The 18,290-nt window shown below is 65.3% G+C and carries 16 protein-coding genes; 9 read left to right on the forward strand and 7 right to left on the reverse strand.

Annotated elements, in window-relative coordinates:
- Positions 1 to 42: 42 nt before the first annotated feature.
- Positions 43 to 945, forward strand: coding sequence for a LysR family transcriptional regulator (locus N551_RS0127030; protein WP_027569574.1), 903 nt, complete (start codon positions 43 to 45; stop codon positions 943 to 945).
- Here N551_RS0127030 and N551_RS0127035 read toward each other — a convergent pair whose 3' ends face one another.
- The 3 genes from N551_RS0127035 to N551_RS0127045 form a co-directional block, all read right to left on the reverse strand.
- Positions 946 to 2,025, reverse strand: coding sequence for a D-TA family PLP-dependent enzyme (locus tag N551_RS0127035; RefSeq protein ID WP_027569575.1), 1,080 nt, complete (start codon positions 2,023 to 2,025; stop codon positions 946 to 948).
- 64 nt (positions 2,026 to 2,089) lie between these two features.
- Positions 2,090 to 3,895, reverse strand: a complete 1,806-nt coding sequence (locus N551_RS0127040; protein WP_027517420.1) for an ABC-F family ATP-binding cassette domain-containing protein — start codon at positions 3,893 to 3,895, stop codon at positions 2,090 to 2,092.
- An 8-nt stretch (positions 3,896 to 3,903) separates the two neighbouring features.
- The gene (locus N551_RS0127045; RefSeq protein WP_027569576.1) at positions 3,904 to 4,401 is read right to left on the reverse strand and encodes a YaiI/YqxD family protein; all 498 of its coding nucleotides are present in this window, start codon (positions 4,399 to 4,401) and stop codon (positions 3,904 to 3,906) included.
- A gap of 141 nt (positions 4,402 to 4,542) precedes the next feature.
- Here N551_RS0127045 and N551_RS0127050 point away from each other — a divergent pair, with 141 nt between their 5' ends.
- The gene (locus N551_RS0127050) at positions 4,543 to 5,343 is read left to right on the forward strand and encodes a hypothetical protein (protein WP_027569577.1); all 801 of its coding nucleotides are present in this window, start codon (positions 4,543 to 4,545) and stop codon (positions 5,341 to 5,343) included.
- Between the two features lie 166 nt (positions 5,344 to 5,509).
- Here the strand turns inward: N551_RS0127050 and N551_RS0127055 are convergent, their stop codons facing one another.
- A complete protein-coding gene (locus N551_RS0127055) occupies positions 5,510 to 7,882 on the reverse strand; it encodes a xanthine dehydrogenase family protein molybdopterin-binding subunit (RefSeq protein ID WP_027569578.1) in 2,373 nt (790 codons plus the stop codon).
- 210 nt (positions 7,883 to 8,092) lie between these two features.
- On the opposite strand from N551_RS0127055, the gene N551_RS0127060 reads away from it, so the two are divergent.
- Positions 8,093 to 9,160, forward strand: coding sequence for a Ppx/GppA phosphatase family protein (locus N551_RS0127060; RefSeq protein WP_027569579.1), 1,068 nt, complete (start codon positions 8,093 to 8,095; stop codon positions 9,158 to 9,160).
- A gap of 1 nt (position 9,161) precedes the next feature.
- Positions 9,162 to 9,848 (forward strand): RlmE family RNA methyltransferase, encoded by a 687-nt coding sequence (locus tag N551_RS0127065; RefSeq protein ID WP_027569580.1) that lies wholly within the window; start codon positions 9,162 to 9,164, stop codon positions 9,846 to 9,848.
- 107 nt (positions 9,849 to 9,955) lie between these two features.
- Here N551_RS0127065 and N551_RS0127070 read toward each other — a convergent pair whose 3' ends face one another.
- A complete protein-coding gene (locus tag N551_RS0127070; RefSeq protein WP_027569581.1) occupies positions 9,956 to 11,446 on the reverse strand; it encodes an MFS transporter in 1,491 nt (496 codons plus the stop codon).
- 398 nt (positions 11,447 to 11,844) lie between these two features.
- On the opposite strand from N551_RS0127070, the gene guaB reads away from it, so the two are divergent.
- The 3 genes from guaB to N551_RS0127085 all read left to right on the forward strand — a co-directional run bounded on the left by guaB (position 11,845) and on the right by N551_RS0127085 (position 15,120).
- On the forward strand, positions 11,845 to 13,335 hold the full coding sequence (gene guaB, locus N551_RS0127075) for an IMP dehydrogenase (protein ID WP_007609139.1): 1,491 nt from the start codon (positions 11,845 to 11,847) through the stop codon (positions 13,333 to 13,335).
- A gap of 314 nt (positions 13,336 to 13,649) precedes the next feature.
- A complete protein-coding gene (locus N551_RS0127080; protein WP_027569582.1) occupies positions 13,650 to 14,672 on the forward strand; it encodes an NADP-dependent oxidoreductase in 1,023 nt (340 codons plus the stop codon).
- 151 nt (positions 14,673 to 14,823) lie between these two features.
- Positions 14,824 to 15,120: a hypothetical protein gene (locus N551_RS0127085; protein WP_081747964.1), complete on the forward strand. Its 297-nt coding sequence runs from the start codon at positions 14,824 to 14,826 to the stop codon at positions 15,118 to 15,120.
- Between the two features lie 54 nt (positions 15,121 to 15,174).
- Here the strand turns inward: N551_RS0127085 and N551_RS0127090 are convergent, their stop codons facing one another.
- Positions 15,175 to 15,834: a hypothetical protein gene (locus tag N551_RS0127090; RefSeq protein WP_027569584.1), complete on the reverse strand. Its 660-nt coding sequence runs from the start codon at positions 15,832 to 15,834 to the stop codon at positions 15,175 to 15,177.
- Positions 15,835 to 16,001: 167 nt separating this feature from the next.
- On the opposite strand from N551_RS0127090, the gene N551_RS0127095 reads away from it, so the two are divergent.
- Together N551_RS0127095 and N551_RS0127100 are read left to right on the forward strand one after the other, a co-directional pair.
- Positions 16,002 to 16,424: an MAPEG family protein gene (locus N551_RS0127095; RefSeq protein ID WP_027569585.1), complete on the forward strand. Its 423-nt coding sequence runs from the start codon at positions 16,002 to 16,004 to the stop codon at positions 16,422 to 16,424.
- 34 nt (positions 16,425 to 16,458) lie between these two features.
- The gene (locus N551_RS0127100) at positions 16,459 to 17,757 is read left to right on the forward strand and encodes an RsmB/NOP family class I SAM-dependent RNA methyltransferase (RefSeq protein ID WP_027569586.1); all 1,299 of its coding nucleotides are present in this window, start codon (positions 16,459 to 16,461) and stop codon (positions 17,755 to 17,757) included.
- 125 nt (positions 17,758 to 17,882) lie between these two features.
- Here the strand turns inward: N551_RS0127100 and N551_RS0127105 are convergent, their stop codons facing one another.
- Positions 17,883 to 18,092: a cold-shock protein gene (locus N551_RS0127105; RefSeq protein ID WP_007592195.1), complete on the reverse strand. Its 210-nt coding sequence runs from the start codon at positions 18,090 to 18,092 to the stop codon at positions 17,883 to 17,885.
- Positions 18,093 to 18,290: the final 198 nt, after the last annotated feature.

Below are 18,290 nucleotides of genomic sequence, written 5' to 3' on the forward strand. Positions count from 1 at the left end.
GCTACAATTCAAATAAGCCTATAAAGAATATGCGAGTTTGTTATGAATACCCATGACCTTGTTGCTTTCGTCGCCGTGGTCGAGACCGGATCGATTGTCGCAGCTTCGGCGCGTCTCAATCTTACCCAGCCTGGCGTGACCCGACGTATCCAGAATCTCGAGGAGATGTTGGGGGCGCAGCTTCTGGACCGGCTCTCGAAACCCCTGAAGCCGACGGCGGCGGGCCATGAGGCCTACGAGCAGGGCAGGCGTCTGCTCAGGATGCTGGACGACCTCAAGTCGGGCGTGGCCAACGACGGAATCGTCCGCGGCGAGTTCAGGCTCGGTCTGACGCCGTTTCTCTCGGAGGCAGGCCTGACCGCACCACTCGATGCGGTGCGCGCCGAATTTCCCGCGCTGGCGGTGCGGGTGGTCTCCGGTTGGTCGCCGAACCAGCTCGAGCGTGTCTGCCGCAACGAGCTCGATGCAGCCGCGATTTGTCTCCCCGACGGTGCAGTGCCGCCCGCCGATCTGGCGGCCGACGATCTCGGCGCGCAGCCCGTCGTCTTCGTCGTCGCACGCGAGATGAAGATCCCGCGCACCGTCGACCTGGAACGGCTGTCCCAACTGTCGTGGGTAATCAACCAGGACGGCTGTGGATTTCGCGATACGCTGAAGCGAAAATTCGATGCCTCGCATCTGCCGTTCAAGATTGCCGTCGAGGCGCTGGACAGTGAGCTTCGCCTGTCGCTGGTGTCGCGCGGCCTCGGCGTCGGGCTCGTCACCCCGATCGCCCTGAAACGCAGCGCATTTCGCGACAGGCTCAAGCCGGTCGCTGCGCGCGACTTCAAACCCGCCGTGCGCGCATGGGTGGTGCATCGCGCCCCCGCCGGTCGGCTGGAGCGGCCGATCAAGCTGTTCCGCGATGGCCTGGTCCGGGAACTCCAGGCGCTGATCGGGGGATAGCTACCGCAGCTTCCCCCGCGCTGCGATCGGCAGCGTGCCGATGATCTCATCGCCGCGCACCATCACCACTTCGTCCATCATGTTGACGACGACGCAGACATGATTGGGCACGATGCGGACGATGTCGCCGACATTGGGCCGGGTGTTGCTGCGGGAGAGGTCGAGGAAGCCATGCTCCTCGGCGAAGCGTGCGATCTTGGCTTCGGGATGCTCCAGGATCAGGCCGTGGCCGTCGAGGCCGCCGGTATCCGTGGTCAGCGTCTTGGAGCCGGCATCGAGGATGCCGCGCTCGGGCGCGGCACGGCTCACCACCGTCGAATAGATGTGAAGCGCGCAGTCGTCCCAGGTGGCGGAGCCGGCGGCGACCTGCATGCGGTCGTTGTAGATGTAGGTGCCAAAGCGGTGCTCGGTGCCGCCCTTGAGCTTGCCGAGATTCTTCAGGTTCGGCGTCCCGCCGGTCGAGACGATCTTTGCATCCAGCCCGTGCGCGCGCACGCCGGCCAGAGCTTCGTCGTAGAATTTTTGCGCATCCGCCCAGCCGGTCTCGGTCGGGTAGAGCATGAAGCCGGCGAATTGCAGGCCCTTGGATGCGGCAATCTCCTGTGCCAGCGCAATGGCCTCGGCTGGCGTCTCGACGCCGGCGCGCTTGCGGCCCGTGTCGCATTCGACCACGACCGACAGCGGTCGGCCTGAGGCCGCAGCGGCCTTGGGCAGGCCGGCAACGACGGTCGAATTGTCGGCGGCGACTGTCATGTTGGCCTTCGCCTGCAGCGCCCCTAACCGCGCCATCTTCTCCTCGCCGAGCAGATTGTAGCTGATCAGGATGTCATCGATGCCGGCATTGGCCATGATCTCGGCTTCACCGAGCTTCTGGCAGGTGATGCCCTTGGCACCGGCAGCGATCTGCATCTTGGCGATCGTCGGGTTCTTGTGCGTCTTGATGTGGGGACGGTTGGCGATCCCGGCGTCATCGCAGGCCTTCTGGATGCGCGCGATGTTGCGCTCGACCTTGTCCATGTCGATGACGGCGCAGGGCGTGCCGTATTCGCGGGCGATTTTGGCGGCAAGGGTCGTTGTCATGGAAGTCTCTGAGTTGGCGCGCATTCCGTTTGCAAAAGCGGTGCCCACTTTTGCGGAATGCACGCTAGGCCTGTTCAATCTCTTCGCGCCGCACTTCGAGCTCCAGCCATTTGTCCTCGGCCTCGGCCAATTCCTTTTGCGCCTTCGTCAGAGCGTCGGAGGCCTGATCGAAGCGCTTGCGATCCTTGCGGAAGAGATCGGGGTCGTCAAGGAAGCGCTGCTGCTTGGCGATTTCGGCCTGCAGCTTGGCGATGGTCTTGGGCAGCGTCTCCAGCGCGTGTTGCTCGTTGAAGGTCAACCGTCGTCTCGCGACGCCGGACGGCGCAACTGATCGCTGCTCTCTCGTCTCTTCGACGGCCTTCGCTGTCGCCCGCTTCACGTCGGCGCCGCGCTGGGCCAGCATGTCGGTATAACCGCCGGCATATTCGAGCCAGCGTCCGTTACCCTCGGGCACGATCACGGACGTCACCACGCGGTCGAGAAAATCGCGATCGTGGCTGATCAGGATCACGGTGCCCTCGTAGTCGCTGAGCATTTCCTCGAGGACGTCGAGGGTCTCCAGGTCGAGGTCGTTGGTCGGCTCGTCCAGCACCAGGAGGTTTGAAGGCTTCGCCAGCGCGCGTGCCAGCATCAGCCGGCCGCGCTCGCCGCCCGACAGCACCTCCAGCGGCGTGCGCATCTGTTCCTGGGCGAACAGGAAGTCCTTCATGTAGCTGACGACGTGCTTCGGCTTGCCGCCGACCATGACATGGTCGCCGCGGCCGCCGGTCAGCGCCTCGGCCAGCGTCGTCTTGGGATCGAGACTTTCGCGATGCTGATCGAGCGTCGCCATCTCGATGTTGGCGCCGAGCCGTATGCTGCCGCTGTCCGGCGCGCTGCCGCCGGTCAGCATCTCGATGAGCGTGGTCTTGCCGGCGCCGTTCGGACCGACGATGCCGATGCGGTCGCCGCGCTGGACGCGGATCGAGAAGCCGTCGACGATCTTTCGCTCGCCATAAGACCGGCTGATGTTCTTGGCCTCGATGACGAGCTTGCCGGATTTGTCGGCTTCGGCGGCCGCGAGGTTGGCGTTGCCCGTCGCGCCGCGATGGGTGCGGCGCTGGTCGCGCAGCGCGTGGAGATTGCCGAGCCGCTTGACGTTGCGCTTACGGCGGCCCGAGACGCCGTAACGCAGCCAGTGCTCCTCGTTGACGATCTTGCGGTCGAGCTTGTGCTGGTCGCGCTCTTCCTCCGCGAGCACCTCGTCGCGCCAGGCCTCGAAGGCACTGAAGCCGCGGTCGATCTGCCGTATCTGGCCGCGATCGAGCCAGGCGGTGCTGCGCGAGAGATTGCCCAGGAAGCGCCGATCGTGGCTGATGATCACCAGCGCGCAGCGGCGGCTCTCCAGTTCGCTCTCCAGCCATTCGATGGTCGGAAGATCCAGATGGTTGGTCGGCTCGTCCAGCAGCAGGATATCGGGCGAGGGCGCCAGCACGCGTGCCAGCGCCGCGCGGCGGGCTTCGCCGCCGGAGACATGCGCCGGATCTTCTTCGCCGCTGAGACCGAGCTGCTCGACCAGATAGCGCGCCTGATAGTGGTCGTCGCCGGCATTGAGGCCGGCCTCGACATAGGCGAGCGTGGTGGAGAAACCGGAAAAGTCTGGCTCCTGCGGCAGGTAGCGGATGGTGGCGCCGGGCTGCACGAAACGGCTGCCGCCATCCGGTTCGACCAGGCCGGCGGCGATCTTGAGCAGCGTAGATTTGCCGGAACCGTTGCGGCCGATCAGGCAGACGCGCTCGCCGGTCGAAACCGACAGTTCGACGCCCGCCAGGAGCGGCGTGCCGCCAAAGGTCAGCTTGATATCGCGCAGTTGGATCAACGGTGGCGCCATGCGGTGTCTCAGTCCTGTCTTGTTGCGGCCTGGTCGGCGCGGCGGCGCTGAATGCGGCGGATGGTCTGGTCGAGCGTCGACAGAAATGTCGAGCGGTCGCGCGCTGAATAGGATTTCGGACCGCCGGTGACTTCGCCGGCCGAGCGCAAATCGGTCATCAGGTTGCGGACCGCGAGCGTCATCCCGATCGATTCTTCGGTGAACGCCTTGCCGTTGGACGCAATCACATCGGCGCCGGCCTTCACGCAGCGGCTCGCGAGCGGAATATCCGAGGTAATGACGATATCGCCGGGCCCGGCACGTTCCGCGATCCAGTCATCGGCCGCGTCCATGCCGGCACCCGCGGCGACCCGCTCGATCAATGGATCCTGGGGCACGCGGATGAAATTGCCCGCGACCACGCTCACGGGCAGGCCGTGCCTGCCAGCGACGCGATAGATCTCGTCCTTCACCGGACAGGCGTCGGCGTCGACATAGATGCGGGTGGTGTTTTGAGGGTTCGTCATTGTCCGTAGATGGGGCTTGCGAAGCGGTTCCGCAGCAGCCGCGTGGTACCCCATTCGGGCCGCAAAGGCGAGGGGATTGACCCCGGTTCCTCAGGGCCTACGATCGGCCCGAAACAACAAGAATTTGGGGAAAGCCAAGCCATGCCGAACCGACTCGAAACCTATCGCGTCGAGGCCTACAACACGGCCAAGCAATCCGAAAACAAGATGCATGACGATGCAGTGGCGCGCCGCTTCGGCTTTTCCGGTGGGCTGGTCCCCGGCGTCGACGTCTTCGCCTACATGATGCATGTGCCGGTGGCGCGCTGGGGCCGCGATTTCCTGTCGCGCGGGCTGATCGAGGCGCGTTTCATCAAGCCGGTCTATGACGGCGAGACCGCCGATGTCGATGCGACCGAGCACAACGGCCTGCTCACCATCGAGGTGTTCAGCCGCACCGAGCTCTGTGCCACCGGCACGGCGTCGCTGCCGGCGACTGCGACTGCGGTGTCGTTGAGCGACTATGTCGAGGTCCCCGCGATTGCCGAGCGCAAACCGGTCAACCCGGCAACCTTCGAGACCGGCAAATGGCTGGGCACGACGCCGCGCCGCTGGACCGGGCAGGATGCGGCCGACTATCTCGCCGACATCCGCGAGGCCGATCCGATCTTCGCGCGCGAGGGGCTCGGCCATCCCGGCCTGATCCAGCGCGTCATGAACCGCGTGCTGGTGGACAACACCATCCTCGGCCCGTGGATCCATGTCGGCAGCCGTATGCAATTGCTGTCAGCCGCGCGCGCCGGCGACGAGATCACCGCGCGGGCCAAAGTCACCGCGAACTACGAGAAGAAGGGCCACCGCTTCGTCGAGCTCGACGCCCTGGTGGTCGCCAACGGCACGACGCCGCTGGCGCACTGCCAGCACACCGCGATCTACCAGCCGCGCGAGCAGGCGGCGGCGTAACTGACAGCTGGCCGTAGGTTCACCGACCGAATTCGCTGTCATGCCCCGCGAAGGCGGGGCATCCAGTACGCCGAGGCTTCTTCGTGAATCACTGCCGTCTCAGAGTACTGGATCGCCCGGTCGAGCCGGGCGATGAAAGTGTGCTTGTGGAGGCGGAAGGGCAGCTTTACGCCGCTTTCCCCTTCGCGTCCTGGATCGCACGCCACACGCGCTCCGGCGTCAGCGGCATGTCGATGTGCTTGATGCCGTAGTCGGAGAGCGCGTCGATCACCGCGTTCACGACCGTCGACAAGCTGCCGGCGCAGCCGGCTTCGCCGCAGCCTTTGCTGCCGAGCGGATTGGTCGTGGCCGGCACCGGGTGGTCGCCGACCGTCATGTTCGGGACGTCCTCGGCGCGGGGCAGTGCGTAGTCCATCAGCGAGCCCGTGATCGGCTGGCCGCTCTCGTCGTAGCGGACGTGCTCCATCAGCGCCTGGCCGATGCCCTGGACGACGCCGCCATGGAGCTGGCCCGCGACCAGCAACGGATTGATCACCGTGCCGAAATCGTTGACCGCGCTGTAGCGCACGATCTGCACGACGCCGGTCTCAGGGTCGATCTCGACCTCGGCGACATGGCAGCCGTTCGGGAAGGCCGACGGCACCGGTTCGCTGGTGTGATCGACGTCGAGGCTGTCGGGCACGCCCTCTGGCATCTTGCTGTCATGCAGGCGCTTGGCGAGCTCCATGATGTCGATGCTGCGGTCGGTGCCGGCGATGGTGAAACTGCCGCCTTCGAATTCGATGTCGGCTTCGGACGCCTCCAGCATATGCGCGGCGGCGCGCTTGCCCTTCTCGATCACAAGCTTGGCGGCGCCCACGATCGCCATGCCGGTCGCGGTAATCGAGCGCGAGCCGCCGGTGCCATTGCCGGTGTGGACGATATCGCTGTCGCCCTGCACCAGCTTGACGCTGTCGAAGGGCACGCCGAGCTGCTGGCAGAGTACCTGCGCGAATGCGGATGCGTGGCCCTGACCGTAATCGAGCGTGCCGGTGATGAGCTGCACGGAGCCATCGGGATCGAACACGATCTTGCCGAGTTCGACGCCGGGAGGTGCGGTCACCTCCAGATAAGAGCCGACGGCGATGCCGCGCAGCTTGCCGGACTTCTTGCTCTCCTTCTTGCGCTTGGCAAAATTCTCGTGGTCGGAGATTTCGAGCGCCTTGTTGAAGACAGCCTGGAAGTCGCCGCTGTCATAGGTGACGCCGGAGGACGCGGCGAACGGCATCTGGTTCTGCTTGATGAAGTTGCGCTTGCGCAAGGTCAGCCGGTTGATGCCCATCTCGTCGGCGGCGCGGTCGATCAGCCGCTCCATGTAGTAGTTCGCCTCGGGCCGGCCGGCGCCGCGATAGGCGCCCATCAGCGTGGTGTTGGTCAGCACCGTCTTGATGTCTACGGCCATCAACGGTGTGCGATAGACGCTGGAAAAGTTCTTGCTGGTGTTGAGCGAGAGCGGACTGGGCGCAACGCCGGTGATGTAGGCACCGAGATTGCCGTAGCCCGAGAGCTTGGCGGCGAGGAAATGCCCCTCGGCGTCCAGCGCGAGCTCGGCGTGAATCTTCTGCGCACGGCCGTGGCTGTCGGACAAGAAGCTGGTCGAGCGTTCGTCCAGCCATTTCACCGGCCGTCCCAATTCCTTGGCCGCGTACAGGATGCACATGTACTCGGGATAGTTGACGTTCTTCATGCCGAAGGAACCGCCGACATTGGCGGTGAGGATGCGGACCTTCTCGTTCGGCACCTTCAGGTTCTTGGCGAGGTTGGCGCGGTTGCCGGCGACGCCCTGCGTCGGCATCTGGATGGTGTAGCGCTCGGTCGTCTTGTCGTAGGAGGCAAGGCCAACGCGCGGCTCCATCGAGACCACGGCGACACGGGTGTTTTCGATGTCGACCTTGGTCACGTGAGCGGCGCTGGCGAAGGCGGCGTTGACCTTCTCGATGTCGCCATAGTGGTAGTCGAGCGCGACATTGTTCGGGATGTGGTCGTAGAGTTGCGGCGCGCCGGCTTTTGCGGCGTCTTCAGGGTCGGTCACCGCCGGCAGCGGCTCGATATCGAGCTCGACCGCCTCGGCCGCGTCGCGCGCTTGGGCCAGCGTCTCCGCCACCACGAAGGCGACGGGATCGCCGACGAAGCGGACCTTGTCGGTTGCGAGCGGCTGGCGGTTGGTCTGGAGCAGGGGCGAGCCGTCACGGCTCTTCAGCGGCAGGCCGCAGGTGAAGGGGCCGTAGCCGGCCGCATCGAGGTCTTTGCCGGTCCACACCCCCAGCACGCCCGGCATCGCCCTGGCGGCGTCGATGTTGATGCCGCGAATGACGCCGTGGGCATGGGTCGAGCGGACGATCGCGGCATGGGCCTGGCCGGGCAGGTTGAAATCGTCGGTGTAGCGGCCCTTGCCGCGCACCAGCGTGTCGTCCTCCTTGCGACGGACCGGCTGCCCGACGCCATATTTTTGCAGTGCAATAGCGTTTTCGAGCGTGGAGGATTTGGTGTGTTCTTGCATGGAATTGACCTGAAAAGCCGGCAAATGCGCGGTTTGGGGGGCGCCTGGGGACCGGACCCTTCAAAAATAACCCACCGGCCCGTTCACGACAACGCACGAATGGGCATGGTCCCATGTGATGCGTTGTTGCGCAGGATTGGCGCGCTGCTAAGGTTTCAGGCGAAAAAGCAATTCCAGATCGGCCCAACCGGCCGCGGAAAGACAGTTTGTATGAATGACCACACGCGGCTCCGCGACGGCCTTGCGCCGCACGGTGAGCTGGGGTCGATGGCGGCGGCGTTCGCCACTGAACCGGCCGTCGGCGCGCAAGCGCCGGGAACCGGCGTCTACGCGGCGCTCGACCTCGGCACCAACAATTGCAGGCTCCTGATCGCCTGTCCGACCCACGACGGCTTTCGGGTGGTCGATTCCTTCTCGCGCATCATCCGGCTGGGCGAGGGCGTCTCGGCAACCGGGTGCATCAGCGAGGCCGCGATCGAGCGCGCCATCGTGGCGCTCGGCATCTGCCGCGACAAGATCAACCTGCGCAAGGCGCGGCGGTTGCGGCTGATCGCCACCGAAGCCTGCCGCGCCGCCTCGAATGCCGAAGGCTTTCGCAGCCGCGTCGCTGCCGAGACCGGGATCGAGCTCGAGGTGATCGACCGCCAGACCGAGGCGGCGCTCGCGGTGCTCGGCTGCTCGCCGCTGGTCGACCCCAGGGGCCGCGGCGCGATCCTGTTCGACATCGGCGGCGGCTCGACCGAGCTGGTGCGGATCGAGCGCGACGCCGCAAATCCGGAGCCGCGCATCAAAGCCTGGATGTCGATTCCATTCGGTGTGGTCACGCTGGCCGAGCAGTTCGGCGGCCGCGACGTGACGCCGGAGATCTACGCCGCGATGGAGCGCGAGGTCGCCCATCACATCGCGCCGTTCGCCGAACAGCATGGCGGCGATCTCGCCGAGATGCATCTGCTCGGCACCTCAGGCACTGTGACGACGCTCGCCGGCATCCATCTCAATCTCGCGCGCTACGACCGCCGCCGCATCGACAGCGTCTGGATGAACGACACCGACGTTACCGCGACCATCAACAAGCTGCTCGGCATGAGCTACGAGGAGCGCGCGGCGAACAGCTGCATCAGCGTCGAGCGCGCCGATCTCGTGCTGGCCGGCTGCGCCATCCTCGACGCGATCCGCCGCGCCTTTCCGCTGCCACGCCTGCGCGTCGCCGACCGGGGCCTGCGCGAAGGCATGCTGGTCGAAATGATGCGCGAAGACGGCGCGCTCAGGAGCTGGTGAGATGGCCAAGGATACCACCGGCCGCTTGCACGTCCAGGTCAAGACCCACGGCAAGCGCAAATTGTCATCGAAGCTCTGGCTGGAGCGGCAGCTCAATGATCCCTATGTGGTGAAGGCGAAGGCGCTGGGTTATCGCTCGCGCGCCGCTTTCAAGCTGCTCGAGATCGACGACAAATACCGGCTGCTCAAGCACGGCATGGCGGTGGTCGATCTCGGTGCGGCGCCGGGCGGCTGGAGCCAGATCGCCGCCAAGCGCGTCGGCTCGGTCGACGGCAAGGGCAAGGTCATCGCGATCGACCTGCTGGAAATCCCCGAGATTGCCGGGGTCGAGTTCGCGCAGCTCGACTTCATGGACAATGACGCGCCGGACAAGCTCAAGGCGATGCTCGACGGCGGCGCCGACATCGTGATGTCCGACATGGCTGCCAACACCACCGGTCACCGCAAGACCGACCAGCTTCGCATCGTCGGCCTGATCGAGACCGCCGCCGCGTTCGCCTGCGACGTGCTGAAACCGGGTGGGACCTTCCTGGCGAAGGCGTTCCAGAGCGGCGCCGACGCCGAGCTGCTCGCCCAGCTCAAGCGCGATTTCGCCATGGTGCGTCATGTGAAGCCCGCCGCGAGCCGTGCGGATTCCTCGGAGCGCTACGTTCTCGCGACGGGATTTCGGGGCGGGGCGACGCAGTAGCCGCGAATTCCGTCATTGCGAGGAGCTCTTGCGACGAAGCAATCCAGACTGTCTCCGCGGAGGGATTCTGGATTGCTTCGCTGCGCTCGCAATGACGAGAAGAGAGGCTACCCCAGCCGCTGATCCCGCACGTCCTGCGTATCCTCGGTCGCCGCCTTGACGGCCGCCTTGGCCGCGCCCTTGCCGGCACCCTTACGGCTCGCGATCTCCACGGCCTTGCGGCCGGAGACTTCGTGGCCGGCATCGGCGGGCATCTGCCAGAAGAACCAGCTCGACGCGGCCGAGGTCAGCGCGATGACGACGAAGGCGGGCGCGAACACGGTGGCATTGAGCTCGCTGACGTGGCTGAGCCACATCGTCGTCTCCACCGACGCGGCGCCGACGGCGACGCCGGCCGAGACCGCGAGCTGCTGGTTGACACTGACGAGCGTGGTGGCGCGGCTCATCTGCGCGTGCTCGACCTCGGCATAGGCAACCGTGTTGATCGCGGTGAACTCGAGCGAACGGAAGAAGCCGCCAACCACGAGGATGATCATGATGATCAGCAGCGGCGTCGTCACCGTGAAGAGGGCACAGGCGGCGAGAAAGACTGCGCTGATGATCGCGTTCACCGTCATCAGGTTGCGGAAGCCGAAGGCGCGGATGATGCGTGCGGCCAGCGCTTTCATGCCCATGGCGCCGAGCGAGGAGCCAAACGTGACGAGGCCGGACTTGAACGGCGAGAGGCCGAAGCCGATCTGCATCAGCAGCGGCAACAGAAACGGCAGCGCGCCGATACCGAGCCGGAACATGAAGCCGCCGAGAATGGCCGCGCGCAGTGTCGGCAGCCTCAGCAGCGTGAAGTCGAGCACCGGCGATCCGGTTCGCCGCGCGTGAATGACATACAGCGTCATCGAGATCGATCCGCCGACGACCAGGGCGGCAATCGTGCTCCATGGCAGCAGATTGAGTCCGGCGACCGACAGCCCGAAGGCGATGCCGGCGAGCCCGAGGCCCGCGAGCACCATGCCGTAGAGGTCGAACGGCTCTCGTTCCTCGCTTTTGATAGGATCGATGAAGCGCAAGGCCATGAAGATGCCGAGTAGCCCGATCGGGATGTTGATCAGGAAGATCCAGTGCCACGACGCATAGGTGGTGATGAAGCCGCCGAGCGGCGGCCCGATCACAGGTCCGATCAGGGCAGGGACCGTCACCCACGCCATGGCGTTGACCAGCGCGCTCTTGTCGACCGACCGCAGCAGCACGAGGCGCCCGACCGGCGTCATCATTGCCCCGCCCATGCCTTGCAGGATGCGCGCGAACACGAAGTCGGAGACCGAAGTCGAGAGCGCGCAGCCGACCGAGCCGACCATGAACACGCCGACGGCAATCGCAAACACCATGCGCGCGCCGAACCGGTCGGCGGTCCAGCCGCTCGCCGGGATGAACACCGCAAGCGACAGCAGATAGGAGGTGATCGCGAGCTTGAGCGTCAATGGGCTCGTGCCGATGTCGGCCGCGATCGCGGGCAGCGACGTGGCGATGACCGTCGAGTCCATGTTCTCCATGAAGAGAGCAGTGGCCACGATCAGCGGAATGATGCGTTGCTTGTCGACCATGACGGATTGGAAATGGAAATTGGAAAAGGGCGAGAATTGCGGCTTATCACCGCCACTGGGCCGCGACCATTGCGGATCGACGCATGGCACCTAAATCCTGCGTGACCCCAGGGTGGGGTGCGTCCTGCGTCGGAGAACGTGATGATCTGCCGGAACAGGAGGGGCGTGGACGCCGTCCGCCGGCACAAGCTGCCGCCGGTTATCCCGGCTGAATTTGCCTAAAAAGCCTGTGCATGGCTGGCCGGCGGTCCGAATTGCTTTGATTCGTCGCCCGCCCGTGCTATCGACCCGCGTCAACCCCACCGATGGGCTCCGATTCTCCGGCGTTGCCGCAAGGTACGCCGAGGGCGGCGCTCATCCATAGCTATTTGCGGCAGGGCCGCGGAAGGAGTTGGCACATGGCCACGGTGCAACAAGGCATTCGCGAAGCCCTTACGTTCGACGACGTGCTGCTGAAGCCGGGCCTGTCGGACGTCATGCCGGGCGAGGTCGACATCCGCTCCCGCGTCACCCGCGCCATTCCGCTCAACATTCCGATCATGGCTTCCGCCATGGACACGGTCACCGAAGCCCGCATGGCGATCGCCATGGCGCAGGCCGGCGGCATCGGCGTCATCCACCGCAATTTCGATCCCGAAGGGCAGGCCGCCCAGGTGCGGCAGGTCAAGCGCTACGAGTCGGGCATGGTGGTGAATCCGCTCACCATCAGCCCCGATGCCACGCTGGACGACGCGCTCAAGCTGATGAGCGATCACGGCATCTCCGGCATTCCCGTCGTCACCGGTGCGGGCAAGTCCACGCCGGGCAAGCTGGTCGGCATCCTCACCAACCGCGACGTCCGCTTCGCCACCGACCGCCAGCAAAAAATCTCCGAGCTGATGACGCATGAAGGTCTCGTCACGGTGCGCGAGAATGTCAGCCAGGACGAGGCACGGCGGATGCTGCATCAGCATCGCATCGAGAAGCTGCTCGTGGTCGACGAGCAATATCGCTGCGTCGGCCTGGTCACTGTGAAGGACATGGAGAAGGCGGTCGCCCATCCGCTGGCCTGCAAGGACGCGCAGGGCCGCCTGCGCGTCGCCGCCGCCACCACGGTCGGTGACAGCGGCTTCGAGCGCACCGAGCGGCTGATCGACGCCGGCGTCGATCTCGTCGTGGTCGACACCGCGCACGGCCATTCCCGTCACGTGCTCCATGCGGTCAACCGCATCAAGCGTCTCTCCAACTCGGTGCAGGTCGTTGCCGGCAACGTCGCGACATCGGAGGGTGCGCAGGCGCTGATCGATGCGGGCGCGGACTGCATCAAGGTCGGTATCGGCCCGGGCTCGATCTGCACCACGCGCATCGTCGCCGGCGTCGGCGTGCCGCAGCTCACCGCGATCATGGATGCGGTCGAGGCGGCGAAGAAGTCCGACATCCCCGTCATCGCCGACGGCGGTATCAAGTTCTCCGGCGACCTCGCGAAAGCGCTCGCTGCCGGTGCCGACATCGCGATGGTCGGCTCACTGCTCGCCGGCACCGACGAGACGCCAGGCGAAGTGTTCTTGTGGCAGGGCCGCTCCTACAAGGCCTATCGCGGCATGGGTTCGGTCGGCGCTATGGCTCGCGGCTCGGCCGACCGCTACTTCCAGCAGGACATCAAGGACACGCTCAAGCTCGTGCCCGAAGGCATCGAGGGCCAGGTGCCTTACAAGGGCCCGGTCGGCAACGTCATGCACCAGCTCGCCGGCGGCCTGCGCGCCGCGATGGGGTATGTTGGTGCAAAGGACATGAAGGACCTGCACGACAAGGCCCAGTTCGTCCGCATCACCGGCGCGGGCCTGCGCGAAAGCCACGTCCACGACGTCACCATCACGCGCGAGGCGCCGAACTATCCGGGCGGGGGTTAGTCTCCGGCTGCGCGTTGGAATTCGCGCGCATGCCCAAATGACGGTGTCATGCCCCCGCGAAGGCGGGGCATCCAGTACGTCGCGGCCTTTCGGCTCAATCATAACCGTCTCGGAGTACTGGATCGTCCGCCTTCGCGGACGATGACGGCGAGTGTGTCGCGTGCGCGTGCCAAAAGCTCGTCATTGCGAGGAGCCCGCGACAAAATTGCGAAGCAATTTTGCGCTGGTGCGACGAAGCAATCCAGCCCTTTTGTGTTGACGAGACTGGATTGCTTCGCTTCGCTCGCAATGACAGAAAATTGGAGGAAGCCATCATGTCCCAAGGCAAACGCATCGTTCTCGCCGCGCGTCCCGTCGGCGAGCCAAAGCCGTCCGATTTCCGCATCGAGGAATTCGCGGTTCCTGCGCCTGCCGCAGGCGAAGTCCTGCTGCGCACGATCTGGCTCTCGCTCGATCCCTACATGCGCGGGCGCATGAGCGACGGTCCGTCCTACGCGACGCCGGTGCCCGTCGGTGGTGTGATGGAAGCCGGTACGGTCTGCGAGGTCGCAGCCTCCAACAATCCGAACTTCGCCAAGGGCGACATCGTGCTCTCGCGCGCGGGCTGGCAGACGCACGCGATCTCCGACGGCAAGGGGCTGAACAAGATCGACCCGAAGCTCGCGCCGATCTCGACGGCCGTCGGCGTGCTCGGCATGCCCGGCATGACGGCCTACACGGGCCTGCTCGATATCGGCAAGCCGCAAGCAGGCGAGACCGTCGTCGTCGCCGGTGCCTCCGGTGCGGTCGGCTCGGCCGTTGGACAGATCGCGAAGATCAAGGGCGCACGCGCGGTTGGAATCGCCGGCGGCAAGGACAAATGCGATTACGTCGTGAAGGAGCTCGGCTTCGATGCCTGCATCGATCACCGCGATCCCGATCTCGCGGCGAAGCTGAAGGACGCCTGCCCGAAAGGCATCGACGTCTATTTCGAGAATGTCGGCGGCGCCGTGTTCGAGGCGGTGTTCCCGCTGCTCAATGCGTTTGCGCGCGTGCCGGTCTGCGGCCTCATCGCCCATTACAACGACACTGAAGCGAAGCCGCCGAAATGGGCCGCCAGCATGATGCGCGCGACGCTGACCAAGCGGCTGACCTTCCGCGGCTTCATCGTCTCCGACTTCGCCTCCCGCCATGGCGACTTCCTGCGCGACATGTCCGGCTGGGTCCGCGAAGGCACGGTCAAGTACAAGGAGTTCGTCACCGAGGGCCTGGAGAGCGCGCCCGAAGCCTTCATGGGGCTTCTGAAGGGGGCCAATTTCGGCAAGCAGCTGGTGCGGGTCGGGCAGGATAAGGCCTGATCCGCCGCTCTCGGCCCCCTCGGCGCCCGGGTATGGTTAACAAAGAGTGACCGATCGGCCACACCCGCCCGTAAAAGCCGCAGGTGTGACCGTCGGTTCATTGACGAGCAGGCGAAGGCATTGAATCATTGCGCATATTTCAGGTGCGATGATGTTAGAGCTTGTTGTTTTCTGCGTAATCCTTGTGGCCGCCGGTTATTGGGCGACGATGTTTGTCATGGGACGTCGCGACGACGTCATCCATGGCAAGTTCGTTCACACCGAGGACGCCGGCGCGTTGGCGCAATCCGCGATACCCACGCCTATGCCGCCGTTCCCCAAGCGTCCGGTCCAAGCCACGCGGCCTGCCAATGCTGCGCCTGCCAACACCGGGGCTAAGCCAGTGAACAGCGACGCGCTGCAGTCCTTGCTTGCCGCGATCCAGCAGGATCTCAAAAGCGTCGCTTGAGCAGCGACGGGCAGCGCTAATCCTCGCCGCCCATCTTGCGGCGATCGAACAAGGTTAAAGCACGCGATAGCGGATCATGTAGGCGTCCTGCGGCGCGACCGGGCTCGCCAGTGGCGAGGCGATGCGGTCGGCGAGGTGCCAAGGGCCGAACTGAGGGCCGAATTGGGCGCCCGACTGCTCGGAGCGATGCGGCTCGGCCGGCAGGCGGAGGCGGAATTCGAAGGTGCCCTTGCCGGGCAGGTTCACGACCAGCACGCGGTCCGCGGTGCGGTGGTTGAGCGCCACCGCGCCACGCAGGACGGAGCGGCCATCACCGAGCTCCCGCACGCCCTCGACCAGTGCCAGCGTCTGGTTTCGGTCGGTATGCAGCTCGATCTGGGTGTCGGACGCCGCCGCCAAGGTCTCCCTGGGCATGCGGATCTCGAACTCGACCGCGGGTTTTGACGGATTGAGGCCGAGATAGGCCAGCGCGGCATGGCGCATGTCGTAGGCGGCAAAGGCGAACAGAGCGAGGGCGGCGAGCGCAGCGAGGCCGTGCCTGAGGACATCGCGCCAGGTCCGATAGCTCATTCGGAAGTAGACCGTCATCGCCAGCGCCACCGCAAGCGCCGTCGCGATGCCTGCCAGCGCCGACATCAGGATGCCGAACTGGCCGTCGGCCGACTCGGTCAACGCGCCGGTCAGGCTGGCGAACTGGCTGAAGAGGGTGTTCATGGCGGTCTCTCGCCTTGCGCGCCCAAGGGGCGAAATCGCTTTAACTGTCGACGGTTGGTCGCCTCATCGGGAACGCCGGTTCAACTCGTTGATTGTCAGGACCAGCGGTGACCGCTAATGGACGCTAGCTGTGGCTTCCGCCGGATGGGACAACCCCGGGAATTCCGATGTCCGTTCAAATGGTTTTGCTGCCGGTCTTCGTGCAGGTCGGTCTCACCTTCGCGCTCCTGATCGCCATGGCGATGGGACGCCGGCGCGCGCTCGTCTCCGGCGAGACCAAGAGTCGTGACATTGCGCTGGGCGAGCCCAACTGGCCGAAGGGGGCCACACAATTCGCCAATTGCTACCGCAACCAGTTCGAACTGCCGGTGCTGTTCTATGTCCTGATCGCGCTGGCGCTCCCGTTGCGCCATGCCGATCTCTTCATCGTGCTGATGTCCTGGGTGTTCGTCGTGACGCGCTTCGTCCATGCCGGAATCTTCGTCTCCTCCAACAATCTCGGACGCCGCTCCACGATCTGGCTCGCCGGCGTGCTCGTGCTGCTCGCGATGTGGATCTACTTCGCACTGAAGATGCTCTTGTTGATCTGACGGTTAGCCGTCGGATTTGATCTGAAAGATTCAAATGACTCCCGCTGCCCGGCTGTCCGCAGCCATCGAACTGATCGACACCATCGAGAAGGACCGCGTGCCCGCGGCCAAGGCGCTGAAGGAGTGGGGCACCGCGCACCGCTTCGCCGGCTCCGGCGACCGCGCCGCCATTGCCGGTCTCGTCTGGGACGTGCTGCGCCGCTATGCCTCGAGCGCCTACCTGATGGATTCGGATACCGCGCGGTCGCGGCTGATGGGCATGCTTCGCCTCGAGCGCAACATGGATACGGCCACCATGGCCGCGCTGTTCGACGGCAGCCGCTTTGCCCCCGCGCCGTTGACCGAGGCCGAGCAGGCCGCGCTCGCCTCGCGGTCCCTTGAAGGTGCCCCGGCCGCGATCGCCGGCGACTATCCGGAATGGCTGGATCCGTATTTGGCAAAAGCGTTCGGCGACGAGCGCGTCGCGGAGGCGGCCGCGATGGCGAGCCGGGCGCCGCTCGACCTGCGCGTCAATACGCTAAAATCCAATCGCGACAAGGCGCTGGGGGCGCTTGCTCATCTTCATGCGAAACCGACGCATTGGTCCGCAACCGGCCTGCGCATCGAGCTTTCGGCCGATGCGCGCAACCCCGGCATCCAGGCCGAAGAGGATTTCATCAAGGGCGCCATTGAAGTGCAGGATGAGGGGTCGCAGCTTGCGGCTGCCTTGACCGCGGCAAAACCCGGCGAGCAGGTGATCGATCTCTGTGCGGGGGCCGGCGGCAAGACGCTGGCGCTCGCCGCGATGATGCAGGGCAAGGGCCGGCTGATCGCGACCGACAGCGACAAGCGGCAGCTTGCGCCTATCCACGAACGCCTGTCGCGCGCCGGCGTCCACAATGCCGATGTGCGCACTCCCAAGGGCGAGGCCGATCCGCTGGCCGAGATCAGCGCCACCGCCGACCTCGTCGTGATCGACGCGCCCTGCACGGGAACCGGAACCTGGCGCCGCAACCCCGATGCCAAATGGCGCATGCGCCCGGGCGCGCTGGAGATTCGCCTGCGGGACCAGACCGAGGTGCTCGAGCGCGCGGTGCCGCTGCTCAAGGCCGGCGGCCGCATCGCCTACATCACCTGCTCGGTGCTTTCCGAGGAGAACGGCGAGCAGGTGAGGGCGTTCACCTCCCGCCATCCCGAGTTCGCGGTGGTGCCGCCCGAGCAGACCGCGAGCGTGCTCTGGGACAAGGCGGAGGAGTTTGCGCAAGCCGCGCTGCAATCGCCGGAAGGCTGGCTGATGACGCCGCGGCGGACGGGCACGGACGGGTTCTTCGTCTCGGTGCTGAAGAAGGCATAACCCACCCCCGTCACCGCCGGTGCGGCGGGCCCCAAAACAAAAACCCCGCGAACCGGAACCCGGTCGCGGGGTTTTCTAGCTCTACGTTCTGCCGGTACGTCCGTGGTCAGAACGGTGCGCTGGCGTTAGCCGACGCGGAGATTGTCAGCCGAGGACTTGCCGCTGCGACGATCGGCGACGATGTCGAACGAGACCTTCTGACCTTCGTTGAGGGTCGAGAGGCCAGCGCGCTCGACGGCGCTGATGTGCACGAACACGTCCTTGTCGCCGTCATCCGGCTGAATGAAACCAAAACCCTTTTGATTGTTGAACCACTTCACGGTGCCCATAGCCATGGGAATTTCCTTTGCTTAAGAAGTTAACACGCGGACCGGTACGCACTATTGCGCCCATAATCCTGATCAGTCGATGTTGGAGAAATCATCTGAAGCGTGCGCGCCCGTCAGCAACGAAGCGAAGCGGCCCAGTCGTTCGGCCAAGTATCGATGATCACAATATAGCGAGATTTTGGGGCCACTTCAAGGCACCACCCG

Source organism: Bradyrhizobium sp. URHA0013, assembly GCF_000518345.1.
Taxonomy (GTDB): Bacteria; Pseudomonadota; Alphaproteobacteria; order Rhizobiales; family Xanthobacteraceae; genus Bradyrhizobium.